The sequence below is a fragment of the Caulobacter sp. Root1472 genome (genome assembly GCF_001426985.1).
Classification (GTDB): domain Bacteria; phylum Pseudomonadota; class Alphaproteobacteria; order Caulobacterales; family Caulobacteraceae; genus Caulobacter; species Caulobacter rhizosphaerae.
In genome coordinates this window covers 49,287-63,580 of sequence record NZ_LMFX01000007.1, presented here as the reverse complement: position 1 = coordinate 63,580, position 14,294 = coordinate 49,287, and the positions used below count along the sequence as shown (strand labels likewise).

At 69.5% G+C, this 14,294-nt stretch carries 14 protein-coding genes and 3 pseudogenes; 10 read left to right on the top strand and 7 right to left on the bottom strand.

Features of this window, described 5'->3' with window-relative positions:
* Window positions 1–105: 105 nt before the first annotated feature.
* Window positions 106–1,005 (bottom strand): class A beta-lactamase, encoded by a 900-nt coding sequence (gene bla / locus ASD47_RS06625; protein WP_056753332.1) that lies wholly within the window; start codon window positions 1,003–1,005, stop codon window positions 106–108.
* 94 nt (window positions 1,006–1,099) lie between these two features.
* On the opposite strand from bla, the gene ASD47_RS06620 reads away from it, so the two are divergent.
* From ASD47_RS06620 to ASD47_RS06610, 3 genes are all read left to right on the top strand, one after another.
* A complete protein-coding gene (locus ASD47_RS06620; protein ID WP_056753329.1) occupies window positions 1,100–1,966 on the top strand; it encodes a LysR family transcriptional regulator in 867 nt (288 codons plus the stop codon).
* 170 nt (window positions 1,967–2,136) lie between these two features.
* Entirely contained in the window at window positions 2,137–3,426 is a 1,290-nt protein-coding gene (locus tag ASD47_RS06615; RefSeq protein WP_056753326.1) for an amidohydrolase family protein, read from the top strand.
* A gap of 195 nt (window positions 3,427–3,621) precedes the next feature.
* Window positions 3,622–3,861: a hypothetical protein gene (locus tag ASD47_RS06610; RefSeq protein ID WP_056753323.1), complete on the top strand. Its 240-nt coding sequence runs from the start codon at window positions 3,622–3,624 to the stop codon at window positions 3,859–3,861.
* A gap of 29 nt (window positions 3,862–3,890) precedes the next feature.
* Here the strand turns inward: ASD47_RS06610 and ASD47_RS28130 are convergent.
* The 4 genes and pseudogenes from ASD47_RS28130 to ASD47_RS06595 form a co-directional block, all read right to left on the bottom strand.
* Window positions 3,891–3,991, bottom strand: a pseudogene (locus tag ASD47_RS28130) (hypothetical protein); the annotation flags it as partial.
* Between the two features lie 13 nt (window positions 3,992–4,004).
* Window positions 4,005–4,889: a DMT family transporter gene (locus ASD47_RS06605; protein WP_056753320.1), complete on the bottom strand. Its 885-nt coding sequence runs from the start codon at window positions 4,887–4,889 to the stop codon at window positions 4,005–4,007.
* A gap of 80 nt (window positions 4,890–4,969) precedes the next feature.
* Window positions 4,970–5,233 carry a GIY-YIG nuclease family protein gene (locus ASD47_RS06600; RefSeq protein ID WP_369800260.1) on the bottom strand — a complete coding sequence of 88 codons (264 nt, stop codon included), beginning with the start codon at window positions 5,231–5,233 and terminating at the stop codon, window positions 4,970–4,972.
* A 233-nt stretch (window positions 5,234–5,466) separates the two neighbouring features.
* Window positions 5,467–5,664 (bottom strand): hypothetical protein, encoded by a 198-nt coding sequence (locus ASD47_RS06595; RefSeq protein WP_056753316.1) that lies wholly within the window; start codon window positions 5,662–5,664, stop codon window positions 5,467–5,469.
* Between the two features lie 143 nt (window positions 5,665–5,807).
* On the opposite strand from ASD47_RS06595, the gene ASD47_RS06590 reads away from it, so the two are divergent.
* The 6 genes and pseudogenes from ASD47_RS06590 to ASD47_RS06570 all read left to right on the top strand — a co-directional run bounded on the left by ASD47_RS06590 (window position 5,808) and on the right by ASD47_RS06570 (window position 12,285).
* Complete coding sequence (locus tag ASD47_RS06590) at window positions 5,808–7,460, top strand: NAD(P)/FAD-dependent oxidoreductase (RefSeq protein WP_056753313.1); 1,653 nt, start codon at window positions 5,808–5,810, stop codon at window positions 7,458–7,460.
* 214 nt (window positions 7,461–7,674) lie between these two features.
* Complete coding sequence (locus ASD47_RS06585; RefSeq protein WP_235525792.1) at window positions 7,675–8,829, top strand: aromatic ring-hydroxylating dioxygenase subunit alpha; 1,155 nt, start codon at window positions 7,675–7,677, stop codon at window positions 8,827–8,829.
* A 199-nt stretch (window positions 8,830–9,028) separates the two neighbouring features.
* Window positions 9,029–9,622, top strand: a complete 594-nt coding sequence (locus ASD47_RS06580; protein WP_056753308.1) for a TetR family transcriptional regulator C-terminal domain-containing protein — start codon at window positions 9,029–9,031, stop codon at window positions 9,620–9,622.
* Window positions 9,529–9,972: pseudogene (locus ASD47_RS06575) on the top strand (GNAT family N-acetyltransferase); the annotation flags it as partial. The gene ASD47_RS06580 and the pseudogene ASD47_RS06575, both read left to right, overlap by 94 nt.
* Before the next feature lie 126 nt (window positions 9,973–10,098).
* A pseudogene (locus tag ASD47_RS28125) lies at window positions 10,099–10,203 on the top strand (hypothetical protein); the annotation flags it as partial.
* A 153-nt stretch (window positions 10,204–10,356) separates the two neighbouring features.
* Window positions 10,357–12,285 (top strand): potassium transporter Kup, encoded by a 1,929-nt coding sequence (locus tag ASD47_RS06570; protein WP_056753306.1) that lies wholly within the window; start codon window positions 10,357–10,359, stop codon window positions 12,283–12,285.
* Between the two features lie 196 nt (window positions 12,286–12,481).
* Here the strand turns inward: ASD47_RS06570 and ASD47_RS06565 are convergent, their stop codons facing one another.
* Both ASD47_RS06565 and ASD47_RS06560 read right to left on the bottom strand, forming a co-directional pair.
* Window positions 12,482–13,414 (bottom strand): iron-containing redox enzyme family protein, encoded by a 933-nt coding sequence (locus ASD47_RS06565; protein ID WP_082564497.1) that lies wholly within the window; start codon window positions 13,412–13,414, stop codon window positions 12,482–12,484.
* An 89-nt stretch (window positions 13,415–13,503) separates the two neighbouring features.
* The gene (locus ASD47_RS06560; protein WP_056753305.1) at window positions 13,504–13,713 is read right to left on the bottom strand and encodes a hypothetical protein; all 210 of its coding nucleotides are present in this window, start codon (window positions 13,711–13,713) and stop codon (window positions 13,504–13,506) included.
* Window positions 13,714–13,874: 161 nt separating this feature from the next.
* Between ASD47_RS06560 and ASD47_RS06555 the strand changes: the two genes are divergently transcribed.
* A complete protein-coding gene (locus ASD47_RS06555) occupies window positions 13,875–14,252 on the top strand; it encodes a hypothetical protein (protein ID WP_056753304.1) in 378 nt (125 codons plus the stop codon).
* Window positions 14,253–14,294: the final 42 nt, after the last annotated feature.

The window sequence follows — 14,294 nt, the reverse complement described above, 5'->3', positions numbered from 1 at the left end:
CCTTGGCTGGTGTCAGGACGCCCGTGAAGCACGCATAGGCTTAAGGGCTTAAAGAACAGTGGCTTGCGGCGCGGCCCATCGCCGCGACGCTGGGTGGGACCGCCTTTAGGACCCGAAACCGGCCGCGACGACCAGTCGGGCGACCTCGGCGATCACGGCGTTGCGGCCGTCGTCGGCGAGGGTGGAGCGGCTCAGATAGGCGGTGATCAGCAGCGGCGGGCGACCGGGAGGCCAGATCACGGCGATGTCGTTGGTGGTCCCGACCTTGCCGTCGCCCCAGCTGCCGGTCTTGTCGCCGACCTTCCAGCCGGCGGGCAGGCCAGCCCTCAGCCGCTTGTCGCCGGTCTGGTTGGCCACCAGCCAGGCGACCAGTTGCTGGCGCGAGGCCGATGACAGGACCGGGCCCAGGGCCAGGGCGCGCAGGGCGCCCAGCATGGCGTTGGGCGAGGTGGTGTCGTGGAGCTCGCCGGGCCGCACCACGTTGAGGTTCGGCTCGTAGCCGTCCAGGCGGGTCACCTTGTCGCCCAGGCCGCGCAGGAAGGCGGTCAGGGCCGGCGGGCCGCCGAAGGTGTAGAGCAGGATATTGGCGGCGGCGTTGTCGCTGAGGGTGACGGTCGCCTCGCACAGCGCGCCGACCGTCATGCCGTCGGCGACGTGCTTCTCGGTGGCCGGCGAATGGGCCAGCAGCACGTTTCGGCCGTACACGATCCGCCGGTCCAGCCGCTCCTGCCCCTGGTCGACCCGCTTGAGCACCAGGCCCGCGACCAGGGCCTTGAAGGTGCTGCACATCGCGAAGCGCTCGTCGCCGCGATAGGCGAAGGTCCTGCCGTCGGCGGTGTCCAGCACGGCCACGCCCAGCCGCCCGCCGCTGCGCGCCTCCAGGGCGGCCATACCCCGGCTAATGCCGCTGGTCAGGCGCGCCGTCGCGACCGCGCCGGCGGGGGAGGCCAAAGAAAAGGCGGGCAGGGTCGAGATAGCCGTTAATACTTGCCGTCTGTCGATCATCGGATCCTCCATGGGCGGGAAGATGGGCGAGGCGGGACCTTGGGATCAAACGATGATACTTCGGTTCAGTCCCTAGAATATTTTGGGTGTCGAGATGAGTCGCGCGCAGCTTCCCCTGAACGCCCTGCGGGCCTTCGAGGCCTCGGCCCGGCACCTGTCCTTCACGCGGGCGGCCATCGAGCTGTGCGTGACCCAGGCCGCCGTCAGCCACCAGGTCAAGGGCCTGGAGCAGCGGCTGGGGACCAGCCTGTTCCGCCGCCTGCCGCGCGGCCTGGCCCTGACCGACGAGGGGCTGGCCCTGCTGCCGCCGGTGCGCGACAGCCTCGACCGGATGGGCGACGTGCTCGAGCGGTTCGCGGCCGGGCGGGTGATGGAGGTGCTCAGCGTCGGGGTGGTCGGCACCTTCGCCGTCGGCTGGCTGCTGCCGCGCCTGCCGGCCTTCCGCGAGGCCCATCCGTTCGTCGACCTGCGCCTGTTCACCAACAACAACCGCATCGACATCGCCGGCGAGGGCCTGGACTGCGCCGTGCGGTTCGGCGACGGGGCCTGGCACGGAACCCAGGCCGTCCCGCTGTTCGCCGCGCCCATGACCCCGCTGTGCGCGCCCCTGGTGGCCGAACGGCTGAAGTCGCCCGAGGCCCTGAGCGCCGAGGTCCTGCTGCGCAGCTACCGGGCCGACGACTGGCCCGACTGGTTCGCGGCCGCCGGCCTGGTCCCGCCGCCGATCCGCGGGCCGGTGTTCGACAGCTCCTGGGTGATGGTCGAGGCGGCGATGCAGGGCGCCGGCGTGGCCCTGGCCCCGTCGATGATGTTCGCCCGCGACCTGGAGCAGGGCCGGCTGGTGCGGCCGTTCGCCCTGGAGGTGGGGGCGGGGATGTACTGGCTCACCTGGCTGAAGTCGCGGGCGGTCACGCCGGCCCTGGCGGCGTTCCGGGACTGGATGGCCGAACAAGCCTCGTGAAGGCCGCTCATCCCGGCGCATGATGGGGCAAGCTCGACGCTCGTGGCGACGCCCCGAGACAAGGTCTGGACTTCCCCGCCCCCGCCGAGGTCTTCTCCGGGGTGTCGCACTTCGAATGGGGATCCACATCCCGACCTTCGCCGGGATGAGTGGATCGTGGGGATGCTCTCGTGAAGATCGAAACCGCCGTCCTGGCCGCCGTCCTGGCGCTCGCGCCGCTCGCCGCTTCCGAAGCCGCCTGGGCCGCCCCCGTCTATGTCCACGCCGGCAAGCTGGTCGACACCCTGCAGGGCAAGGTCCTCAGCGACCAGATGATCACCATTGACGGCGAGCGGATCGTCGCGGTCGCGCCGTGGAAGGCCGCCCCGGCCGACGGCAAGGTCATCGACTGGTCGACCCGCATGGTGCTGCCGGGCCTGATCGACATGCACACCCACCTCTGCGACCAGGAGCAGACCGAGAACATCGCCGAGCCGCTGCTGACCACCGCCGCCTACCAGGCCTATATCGGCGCCGCCCATGCGCGCCTCACCCTGGAGGCCGGCTTCACCAGCGTGCGCGACGTCGGGACCTGGCGGGCCTTCGGCGACGTGGCCCTGCGCGACGCCATCAACGCCGGCCTGGTTCCCGGGCCCCGCATGTCGGTGGCCGGGGCCTATATCACCATCCCCGGCGGCGGCGGCGAGATCACCGGCCTGGCCGCCGACGTCAAGATCCCCGACGAGATGCGGACCGGCGTGGTCGAGGACGCCGCCGATACCCATCGCAAGGCCGCCAGCATCCTGGCCCATCACGCCGACTTCCTGAAGCTGATCGCCACCGGCGCGGTCCTGACCGTCGGCACCGAGCCGGGCGCCCAGGAGCTGACCGAGGACGAGATGCGGGCCGCCGTCGAGGAGGCCGCCCGCCGTGGGACTTACGCCACCGCCCACGCCCACGGGGCCGAAGGCATGAAGTCGGCCATGCGGGCCGGGGTGCGCTCGATCGAGCACGGCTCGCTGATGGACGACGAGGCCATCGCCATGATGAAGGCCCGGGGCGTGTTCCTGGTGGCCGACATCTATGACGGCGACTGGATCGACGCCTATGGCAAGGCCCACGGCTGGCCGGCCGAGACCCTGCGCAAGAACTTCGACACCACCCAGGCCCAGCGCGACGGCTTCCGCAAGGCGGTCAAGGCCGGGGTCAAGATCGCCTACGGCACCGACGCGGGCGTCTATCCCCACGGCCTCAACGCCCGGCAGATGACGTACATGGTCCGCTACGGCATGACCCCGATGCAGGCCATCCAGTCGGCCACCACCGTGGCGGCCGAGCTGATGAAGAAGACCGACGTCGGCGCCGTCGCCCCCGGCCGCTACGCCGACCTGATCGCCGTGGACGGCGACGCGCTAGCGGACATCTCGGTGCTCGAGCACGTCGGCGCGGTGATGAAGGGCGGGGTGGTGGTGAAGGATTGAACCCTCTCCCTCTGGGAGAGGGCCCGGTCAGGTTTCTCACCCTCCCGCCTTATTGTTGCTGCCAGATTCACCAATGACGCTCTTGGCGCGGCTCCTGCAGTGTGCAATGCAACAAGATGTTGCTGTGCAGCATTGATACAGCTGTCACGCCGGCGCGGTAAGACCGACGCTTGAGTGAACCAAGGAGTGAGTACAATGGCCGCCGAACACACCTATTTCGTCCGACCTGTCTCCGGCGTCTGGCACGTCACCTGGAATGAATCGCTCGATCTGATCGGCTCCTATCCCTGCCAGCCGGAAGCGGTCGGCGTCGCCGAGATGCTGGCCCGCCACATGCGCGCCCAGGGCAAGACCGCCCGGGTGTCGGTGTCCGAGCCGGAAGCCCGCCGCACCAGCTGGGGCCGCACCAACCTCGGCGCCCAGGCCGCCGCCTAAAGCGGATCGACCTTCAAACCCCTGCGTGGTCCTTGTCCTTCGACAAGCTCAGGATGAGGGCCATTTACAGCCCCGTGCGTAGAAAAACCTCATCCTGAGCTTGTCGAAGGACGAGGTTTTCGCCTCCCAAGGCTGAAGACGCCCTAATCGTGCAGCGGCGCCTCTGCGGACTGGCGCGACGGGTCGGTCGCGACCGTCCCGACGGAGGCGGCGATCACGAAGGCGATGGCCAGCCATTGGCGGGCCACCAGGTGCTCGCCCAGCACCATCAGGCCGGCCAGGGCCCCGACCGCCGGCTCCAGGCTCAGCATCACCCCGAAGCTGCGCCGGGAGATGGCGCGCATGGCGACCATCTCCAGCGAATAGGGCACGGCGCTGGACACCACCGCGACCGCCAGGCCCAGGCCCAGGGCGTACGGGTTCAGCAGGGCCGCCCCGGCCGCGGCGACGCCGAACGGGGCCACGACCGCCGCCGCCGTGGCCATGCCCAGGGCCACCGAGCGGCCGCCGTGCAGGTGCCCGGTCCGCTGGCCGGCCACGATGTACAGCGCCCAGAACACCGCCGCCGTGGCGGCGTAGGCCACGCCCACGGGGTCGAGGTTCAGGCTGGCGTCGCCCAGCGGCAGCAGCAGGCCAAGGCCCGCGGCGGCCAGGCCGATCCAGGCGAAGTGGATCAGCTTGCGGGCGTGGACCAGGGCCAGGCTCAGCGGGCCGGTGAACTCGATAGCGATCGCCACGCCCATCGGGATGGTGCGCAGGGCCATGTAGAAGCACAGGTTCATCGCCCCCATGACCGCGCCGTAGGTCACGACCGCGACCAGGTCGCTGCGGTTCATCGCCATGCGCCAGGGCCGCCAGACCAGGCACAGCACCAGGGCCGAGAACCCCACCCGATAGGCGCTGGTCCCCTGCGCCCCGACCAGCGGGAACAGCGCCTTGGCGAACGACGTCCCGACGCTCAGCGACACCATCGCGCCGGCCAGGCAGAGATAGGGCGCGGCGGCGCGAAGGGCGGACGGACGGGACATGCGGCGGTTCTAGCAGGGACGGGCGGCGAACTCACACCTGTCGAGGAACCGGCGTCCATTCGAACGTCGCCGAATAGAGATCATCCCATCGCGGATTGTCCCGTTCGATCAGGTTGATCTTCCACTGCCGCCGCCATTCCTTCAGGGACCGCCTCGGTCATCAGGTCGTGGAGCTCGAACCAGACCAGGCGGCGCAGGCCGCACCGCCGGGTGAACCCCGGAAACGCGCCTTCCCGATGCTGGATCATCCGCGTGTGAAAGGCGCTGGTCACGCCGATATAGAGCGTCCCACGATAGTGGTCGGCCATGATGTAGACGGCGATCCAGGGTTCACGTCCGACCATGGGCTGAGTTCTGCGAGGCTTTAGGGCCTCATAAGTTGCCATTTTGTTCTCGCCTTAGCGACCGTCATCCCGGGCCTCGTGCCCGGGACCCCTGGTTCAGCCGACGGTGAAGAACAATGGCGCGCCAGCGCGCCACACCCCCGCACCTGCGGCGGACGGAGGGGTCCCGGGCACGAGGCCCGGGATGACGGTTGAAAGGTGGTACCAAGGCGCAAAAACGCTCTGGCCTTCAGCTAGAACGCCTCGTCTTCCTCGGCGCCTTCGCCGTCCTCGCCGCCCATGGCCGCTTCCAGGCTTTCGATGATGTCGTCCATCTGGTCCGGCGTGATCGAGACGTAGAGCGCCTCGCCGCCGACGGCCGAGACCAGCAGGCGGTAGCCGTCCTCGGTTTCCTGCAGGCTGAAGGTTTCGAGAAGCTGCAGCTTGGCCATGGGGAGTCTCGTCGATCGGAAAGGGAAGGCGCGGATATAGGGCCGGAGATCCGGTTTCGCCATCATCTCCGCATAGGGGCGTCCGGCGCTTGCCTATTTTACAGTCGTATAGCAAGCTCGCCCCACATCCCGGGGAGACGACCATGGCCACCGCCACCCAGCAGCGCGACGCGATCATCATCGGGGGCGGGCACAACGGCCTGGTCTGCGCCTTCTACCTGGCCAGCGCCGGGCTGAAGGTCACGGTCTGCGAGGCGCGCGACGTGGTGGGCGGGGCGGCGGTGACCGAGGAGTTTCATCCCGGCTTCCGCAACTCGGTGGCCAGCTACACGGTCAGCCTGCTCAGCCCCAAGGTCATCGCCGACATGGACCTGCACGGCCATGGCCTGCGGATTCTGGAGCGGCCGATCTCCAACTTCCTGCCCATCGACGACAACACCTATCTCAAGCTGGGCGGCGGGCTGGAGCGCACGCAGGAGCAGTTCCGCAAGTTCTCGGCCCGCGACGCCGAGCGCCTGCCGGCCTATTACGCCATGCTCGACGAGATCGGCGACGTGCTGCGCGACCTGGCCGGCGAGACCCCGCCGAACCTGACCGACGGCCTGCCGGGCCTGCTGCGCGGCCTTCGCCAAGGCTCGCGGCTGGCCGGCCTGTCTCTCGAACGCAAGCGCGACCTGCTGGACCTGTTCACCAAGAGCGCCCGCGACTTTCTCGATGGTTGGTTCGAGAGCGACGCGGTCAAGGCCAGCTTCGGCTTCGACGCCGTGGTCGGCAACTTCGCCAGCCCCGACACCCCCGGTTCGGCCTATGTGCTGCTGCACCACACCTTCGGCGAGGTGAACGGCAAGAAGGGCGCCTGGGGCCACGCGGTCGGCGGCATGGGAGCGATCACCCAGGCCATGGCCAGGGCCTGCCGCGCCAAGGGCGTGGAGATCCTGCTGAACGCCAAGGTCGAGGGCGTCCACGTCGAGGACGCTCCGAAAGGAGCCGGCAAGCGGGTGGTCGGCGTCCAGCTGGTCGACGGCCGCCAGATCATGGCCCCGATCGTCAGCTCCAACCTCAACCCCGCCCTGCTCTATGGTTCGCTGGTCGCCCCGTCGGCCCTGCCCGTCCCGTTCAGGAAGGCGATCAGGGGCTACAAGAACGGCTCGGGCACCTTCCGGATGAACGTGGCCCTGTCGGAGCTGCCCGACTTCACCTGCCTGCCCGGCAAGGCCGTGGCCGAGCACCACCAGTGCGGCATCGTGATCTCGCCGACCCTGGACTACATGGACGCGGCCTATCGCGACGCCAAGGCGACCGGGATCAGCAAGCGGCCGATCGTCGAGATCCTGATCCCCTCGACCCTGGACGACAGCCTGGCCCCGCCCGGCCAGCACGTGGCCAGCCTGTTCTGCCAGCAGTTCGCCTGGGACCTGGGAGGCGGCCGATCCTGGGACGACGAGCGCGAGGCGGCCGCCGACCTGATCATCGACACGGTCAACCAGTGGGCCCCCAACTTCAAGGCGGCGGTCCTGGGGCGGATGATCCTGTCGCCCGTGGATCTCGAGCGAAAGTTCGGCCTGGTCAACGGCGACATCATGCACGGCCACATGTCGCTGGACCAGCTGTGGGCGGCCCGGCCGGTGCTGGGCCACGCCAGCCACCGGGCTCCGATCAAGGGGCTCTACATGTGCGGCGCGGGGTGCCACCCGGGCGGCGGGGTCTCGGGCAATCCGGGGCGCAACGCGGCGCGGGAGATCCTGCGGGACCGAGACTTCGCCACGGCGGTGAAGCTGAGCGTGGTGGGGCGGTGATGTTCAGATCCGAGCAGATCACGAATGGGGACATGCACATGTGCATGTCGCCGGCCGCATTCAAAACATCCGCTCATCCCGGCGAATGCCGGGACCCAGATCCTATGGATGAGAGGCTGATTGGAAGAGCGCAGCGCTCTTGGCGTCAGCCACACCGCTATTCCATCTGGGTCCCGGCATTCGCCGGGATGAGCGGTTTCAAGGAGGGCTGGTGATGGACCTGAACCTCCCCAACCACGACCCCGACGCGGACTGGGGCCTCCCCGGCTGGCTCTATGCCAACGAACGCTTCTTCCGCGAGGAGCAGGACAGGGTCCTGCGGCCGTCCTGGCAGATCGTCTGCCACCTGAACGACATCCCGAAAGCCGGCGACTTCCACACCTTCGACTTCCTGGGCGAAAGCACCGTCGTCGTGCGCGGCAAGGACGGCGGGGCGCGGGCGTTCGCCAATGTCTGCCGCCACCGGGCGGCCCGGCTGCTGGACGGGCCAAGCGGGCAATGTGGCAAGGGGGGCGGCCGGATCGTCTGCCCCTACCACGCCTGGACCTACGGCCTGGACGGCCGGCTGATCGGCGTGCCCCACGCCGAGACCTACCCCGCCCTGGAGATGGACAAGCAGGGCCTGGCGTCGGTGCAGGTCGAGGTCTATCGCGGCTTCGTCTTCGTGCGGCTCGAGGGTGACGGCCCGTCGGTGGCCGAAATGATGGCCCCCTACGACCACGAGCTGGCGCCCTACCGCTTCGAGGACATGGTCCCGTTCGGCCGCGTCACCCTGCGGCCGCGCGAGGTCAACTGGAAGAACATCAGCGACAACTATTCCGACGGCCTGCACATCCCGGTCGCCCATCCCGGCCTGACCCGGCTGTTCGGGCGCGGCTACGGCGTCGAGGCCCAGACCTGGGTCGACAAGATGTGGGGCCATCTGGTCGAGGAGCCCTCGAACAATCCCTCCGAGCGCATGTACCAGGCCGTCCTGCCCGACGCCCCGCACCTGCCGCCCGAGCGCAAGCGGCTGTGGACCTATTTCAAGCTCTGGCCCAACCAGGCCTTCGACATCTATCCCGACCAGGTGGACTTCATGCAGTTCATCCCGGTCTCGCCGACCCGCACGATGATCCGCGAGATCGCCTACGCCCTGCCTGACGAGCGGCGCGAGATGAAGGCGGCGCGGTATCTGAACTGGCGCATCAACCGCCAGGTCAACGCCGAGGACACGGGGCTGGTGGCCCGGGTGCAGCAGGGGATGGCGTCGCGCAGCTTCACCGCTGGGCCGCTGGCCGAGACCGAGGTGTCGCTGCGGAGTTTCGGCCGCAAGCTCCGGGCCCTGATCCCGCAGGCCCGGCTGCCCCGGCCGCCGGAGGGGTGGTGAGCTTCGCCCCGTTCCATTCCCCCGCCCCAACCGTTCGTCATCCCGGGCCTTGTGCCCGGGACCCCTCTGTCCGCCGCAAGTGCGGGGGTGTGGCGCGCCGGCGCGCCAAGACGCTTCACATGCGGGCTGAACCAGGGGTCCCGGGCACGAGGCCCGGGATGACGGTTCGAAAGGGAATGGGCGCTCGTGGGCTAGAACCATGACCCGCGCCCCCTTCACCCGCGAGGCCCCCGACGTCCGCCGCGCGGCCCTGGTCGAGGCCGCCGCGCGGATCCTCGCCGCCAAGGGCGTGGCCGGGGCGTCGGTGCGGACGATCTGCGCCGAGGCGGGGGTCAGCCCCGGCCTGCTGCGGCACTATTTCGACGGCGTCGACGCCCTGGTCGCGGCGACCTACGAGGCGACCGGGGCGCGGATCGACGCGGCGCTGGAGGCGGCGGTCGCGGCGGCGGGCGAGGGCCCCCGCGCCCGGCTGTCGGCCTATCTGACCGCCAGCTTCGCCCCGCCGGTTCTGGACCCGGACCTGCTGGCCACCTGGCTGGCCTTCTGGAGTCTGGTCAAGGTGGACCCGGCCATCGCCGCCATCCACCGGCGGACCTATGCGGGGTATCGCGCCCGGCTGGAGGAACTGCTGGGCGCCTGCGACCCGCGGGTCGACGCCCGGCTGGCGGCCATCGGCCTGACCGCCGTGGTGGACGGGCTATGGCTGGAGCTGTGCCTGGACGCCACGGTCTTCACCCCGGCCGAGGCCGGAGCCATCGCCGAACGGCTGGCGGCGGGCTATCTGGGCGGATGACCCAGATCCGCACCGCCCGCCTGGTCCTGCGCAAGCCGCGCGAGGACGACCTGCAGCCGCTGCACGCGATCATGTCGGACGCGCAGGCCATGCGCTACTGGTCGACGCCGCCGCATCGCGACATCGAGACCACCCGCGACTGGCTGGCCGGGATGATCGCCCTGCCGGCCGAGCTGGGCGAGGACTACATCGTCGAGCGCGAGGGGCGGCTGATCGGCAAGCTGGGCCTGTGGCGGACGCCGGAGATCGGCTTCCTGCTGGACCGCGCGGTGTGGGGACTGGGCTATGGCGCCGAGGCCCTGAGGGCCTTCGCCGTCCATGTCTTCGCCGAACGCACCGACCACCTGACCGCCGACGTCGATCCCGCCAACGCCGCCAGCCTGGCGCTTTTGACCAAGGTAGGCTTTCGAGAGACCGGCCGGGCGGCGCGCACCTGGCAGGTCGGCGACCACTGGGTAGACAGCGTCTATCTGCGGCTGGACCGCGCCGACTTCGAAAACCTCGTCCTTCGACAAGCTCAGGATGAGGTTTTCTAGCGGCTTATCAATGGTCCTCATCCTGAGCTTGTCGAAGGACGAGGACCACGCACGGCCTCGAAGGTCGATCAGCCCGGGGGCGAGGGCGCGTCCCGCTTCCGGTCTTTATGACTCCCTTATATGCCCGCCTGGAATCCGCATCGCGCCCTTATGCGGCGGGCGTGTAGGCCGTCGCTCCCTTCGATGGACGTCAGCCTCATGGCCCATACCCCACCCGAGCCGGCCACGCCGGCGGCGCGCGCCGCCCGGTTCGGCGCCCTGTGGCTGGGGGCCATCGGCGTGGTGTTCGGCGACATCGGCACCAGCCCGCTCTACGCCATGCGCGAGGCCCTGGCCCACGCCGGCGGGGTGGAGCCCCGGCTGGCGGTGTTCGGCGTGGTGTCGCTGGTGTTCTGGGCCCTGACCCTGGTGGTCACCCTGAAATACGTCGTGATCGTCATGCGGGCCGACAACGGCGGCGAGGGCGGCACCCTGGCGCTGATGGCGCTCGCCCAGAAAGCATTGGCGCAGAACGCCTTGAAGAAGCGCTCGGCCTGGCTGGTGCTGCTGGGCATCGTCGGGGCGGCGCTGTTCTACGGCGACGGCCTGATCACCCCGGCGATCTCGGTGCTGTCGGCGGTCGAGGGCCTGACCACCGCGCCGGTGATCGGGGCCCACTTCCAGCCGTTCGTCCTGCCGCTGGCGGCGGTGATCCTGCTGGGCCTGTTCGCGGTGCAGTCGCGCGGCACCGAGGTGGTGGGGCGGTTCTTCGGGCCGATCACCCTGGTGTGGTTCGTGGCCCTGGCGGCGCTGGGCCTGCCGTTCGTGCTGCAGCGGCCCGACATCCTGCTGGCCTTCAGCCCGGTCTACGCGGTCAAGCTGCTGGTCGCCGACGGCCCGCTGGGGGTGACGATCCTGGGCAGCGTCTTCCTGTGCGTGACCGGGGCCGAGGCGCTGTACGCCGACATGGGCCATTTCGGCAAGGGACCGATCCGGGCCGGCTGGCTGCTGGTGGCCCTGCCGTGCCTGATGGTTAACTATCTGGGCCAGGGCGCCCTGTGCCTGATCCGGCCGGCCGCCATGGACAACCCGTTCTTCGCCATGATCCCGCACGCGGTCTACTGGCCGGTCATGCTGCTGACCACGGCGGCCACCATCATCGCCAGCCAGGCGGTGATCACCGGCGCCTTCTCGGTGACCCAGCAGGCGGTGCAGCTGGGCCTGCTGCCGCGGATCGACATCAAGCGCACCAGCGAGACCGTGGCCGGCCAGATCTTCGTGCCGCAGGTCAACATCGCCCTGGCCGTGGGCGTGCTGTTCCTGCTGTTCATGTTCAAGACCTCGTCGAACATGGCCTCGGCCTATGGGGTGGCGGTGACCACGACCATGGTCGTGACCGTGGCCCTGCTGTTCGTGGTCGCCCACCGCCACTGGAAGTGGCCGCTGTGGGCCTGCGTGGCGGTGCTGGCCCCGTTCCTGGCCCTGGACCTGGTGTTCCTGGGCTCCAACGCGCTGAAGATCGCCGACGGCGGCTGGGTGCCGCTGGCGGCGGCCGGGGCCATCGTCCTGGCGATGTGGACCTGGCGGACCGGCAGCGAGCTGCTGCACAGCAAGGTCCATCGCGACTCGATCGCCCTGGCCGACCTGATCGACAGCCTGCGGGCCCGGCCGCCGCATCCGGTGCCGGGCACGGCGATCTTCCTGACCTCGGACCCGTCGGTCGCCCCGGTGGCCCTGCTGCACAATCTCAAGCACAACAAGGTGCTGCACGCCGAGAACGTGGTCATGACCGTGCGCACCGCCGACCAGCCGCGGGTGGCCGAGAGGGACCGGGTCGAGATCGAGTCCCTGGGCGGAGCGGGCGAGGGCCCGGGCTTCCGGCGGGTGACCATCCACTACGGCTTCATGGAGACGCCGAACGTGCCGCGCGCCCTGGGCAGCTGCCGCCGTCGGGGCCTGGTCTTCGACCTGATGTCGACCTCGTTCTTCGTCGGCCGCCGCACGGTGGTGGCCTCGCCCGGGGTCGGCATGCCGCTGTGGCAGGACAAGCTGTTCATCTGGATGGTCCGCAACGCGGCGGATCCCATCGACTACTTCCACATCCCGGCCGGGCGGGTGGTGGAGATGGGTTCGCAGGTGGTGGTGTAGACGGCGGCTTCACTCACAAACACGCACCTTCAACCGTCATTCCGGGCCTTGTGCCCGGAACCCCTCTATCGGTCGCAGGAGCAGCGGGGGCGGTTCGCCGGCGAACCGCTTGCGTCTCACGTAGAAGCTGAACCAGGGATCCCGGGCACAAGGCCCGGGATGACGACCGGAAGGAGATGGGGCCCAAATCAAACCCTCACTCCGCGGCGTAGACCACCGGGTGGACGTGGGCCCACAGGTGGGCGCGGTAGGTGTCGAAGCACTGCTCGCCGCAGATCAGCCGCATGACCGCGCCCTCGGCGATGAAGCGGGCGCAGTCGGGGCGTTCGCTGACCAGGGGGTGCAGGGCCTCGGCGTTCCAGGCCTTGGAGTGCTCGATGTCCAGCTGGGCGTGCAGGGCGAAGTACTTGCGGGCCGTCGGCGAGACGCCCAGGCGCTTGAGGCCGGCGTCGACGCAGGCCACGCGGCCCGGAGCGGTCAGCTCGACCACCCCCAGGGCGCCGATCGACTGGTAGGTGTAGCGCCGCGTGGTGGCGAAGGCGGTCATGGTGTTGGCCAGGCACAGCGACTGCCACAGGGTGGAGTCGATGGTCGGCGCCAGGCCCAGGACCTCCGTCGTGCGGACCAGCATCGGGCCGTGCATGCCGCCGGCCGTCCCCCGGCCCATCTCGTCCCAGTAGTTGCGGGCCAGCTCCAGCTTGGCGCGGTCGCTGACCTTGACCTGGGTCATGGCCACCAGGTCGTCGAAGCCGGCCTCGCCGGCCGCCTCCTGGGTCAGGAACCACTTGACGTCCTCCAGGCTGGCTGCGCCCTCCAGCCAGTCGAACAGCGGGTCGTCCTGGCCAGGGCCGGTCTCTTCGAGATGCTCGAACCAGGCCACGAAGTCGTCGGCGTGCGTCGGGACGTCGGCGACCATGGGCAGGACGTGGTCGCGGAACTGCTCGACGAACTCGCCCTCGATCCGCTTCATCCGGGCCTCGTTCGAGACCTCGGCGCGCCAGTCGGGGTCGGGCGTCCCGACCGCCAGGCGGCGGTGGTTCCAGTGGGCCAGGCCGCGGTGCAGGGCCTCGGCGTCGGGGAATTCAGGGCTGAAGACGCCGATGCGCGCCAGTCGTTCGCCACCAAACACGGCGTGCTCCTAAGGTCGGATACGGGTCTCTGAAAGGACGAAAAAGGCCGCTCCCGGCGAGGGGGCGGCCTGGTCGCGGACGCTGGGAATCAGGGCTGGTCGGTGCGGCCGGGCTCGATGGCGCCGGTGTCGACGCCGCCCTCCAGGCCATTGTTCAGGTCATCGACGCCCTCGCCTTCGACGCCTTCGCCGTCACGGCGGGGATCGCGCTGGCCCTGCTGATTCTGCTGATCGGACTGCCGGCGTTGGTCGTCCGACGGCTGTTGTTGCAGACCTTCGCGGTTGGTTTCGTCGCCCATGGTGGTCGCTCCCTGATCGCGCCGGAGGCTTCCGGCGGGGAGATCAACGGGGCGGCGTGCGAGGCGTTCCTAAGTCGATAGACCGACAAAAACGCCGGCGGTGTTGCATTGAAGGGCAACGTATGTGAACGCTCACCTCTAGCTTGAGGAGGGAAAGTGCGATGATTGTCGCGATGATGCTGGTCCTGACCGTGCAGGCCGCGCCGGACGAACAGCCGCCGGAATTCCGCTTCGCCGCCGGCTGCGTGGCCATCGCCGACATCGCGGCGAGCGATATCGCCAAGGCGCTGCGCAAGCCGTCGCTGACCCAGGAGGAGCGGGTGAAGGTCGAGCAGAGCGCGATGATCTTCGCCCGCGTCTCCGACCGGGCCAAGATCGCCAAGCGCATGGCCGCGAGTCTGGAGGGTCTGTCGCCGGCGGACCAGGACCTGATGTCACGCCAGCAGAGGCAGGTGTTCCAGTCCGTGCCCGGCGAGCTTCGCGTGGCCATGGTGGACAGCTGCGTCTACAGGTTCGCGCGCGACCTGATGCCAGACTGACGGAGGCCTGGTGTGAGCAGGGCCCGGGACACACGCATGCGT

Bases quoted from the DNA above. Each gene is read 5' to 3' on its own strand.
- bla (WP_056753332.1), bottom strand. From the start codon at position 1,005: ATGATCGACAGACGGCAAGTATTAACGGCTATCTCGACCCTGCCCGCC.
- ASD47_RS06620 (WP_056753329.1), top strand. From the start codon at position 1,100: ATGAGTCGCGCGCAGCTTCCCCTGAACGCCCTGCGGGCCTTCGAGGCC.
- ASD47_RS06610 (WP_056753323.1), top strand. From the start codon at position 3,622: ATGGCCGCCGAACACACCTATTTCGTCCGACCTGTCTCCGGCGTCTGG.
- ASD47_RS06605 (WP_056753320.1), bottom strand. From the start codon at position 4,889: ATGTCCCGTCCGTCCGCCCTTCGCGCCGCCGCGCCCTATCTCTGCCTG.
- ASD47_RS06600 (WP_369800260.1), bottom strand. From the start codon at position 5,233: ATGGTCGGACGTGAACCCTGGATCGCCGTCTACATCATGGCCGACCAC.
- ASD47_RS06595 (WP_056753316.1), bottom strand. From the start codon at position 5,664: ATGGCCAAGCTGCAGCTTCTCGAAACCTTCAGCCTGCAGGAAACCGAG.
- ASD47_RS06590 (WP_056753313.1), top strand. From the start codon at position 5,808: ATGGCCACCGCCACCCAGCAGCGCGACGCGATCATCATCGGGGGCGGG.
- ASD47_RS06585 (WP_235525792.1), top strand. From the start codon at position 7,675: ATGGACCTGAACCTCCCCAACCACGACCCCGACGCGGACTGGGGCCTC.
- ASD47_RS06580 (WP_056753308.1), top strand. From the start codon at position 9,029: ATGACCCGCGCCCCCTTCACCCGCGAGGCCCCCGACGTCCGCCGCGCG.
- ASD47_RS06570 (WP_056753306.1), top strand. From the start codon at position 10,357: ATGGCCCATACCCCACCCGAGCCGGCCACGCCGGCGGCGCGCGCCGCC.
- ASD47_RS06560 (WP_056753305.1), bottom strand. From the start codon at position 13,713: ATGGGCGACGAAACCAACCGCGAAGGTCTGCAACAACAGCCGTCGGAC.
- ASD47_RS06555 (WP_056753304.1), top strand. From the start codon at position 13,875: ATGATTGTCGCGATGATGCTGGTCCTGACCGTGCAGGCCGCGCCGGAC.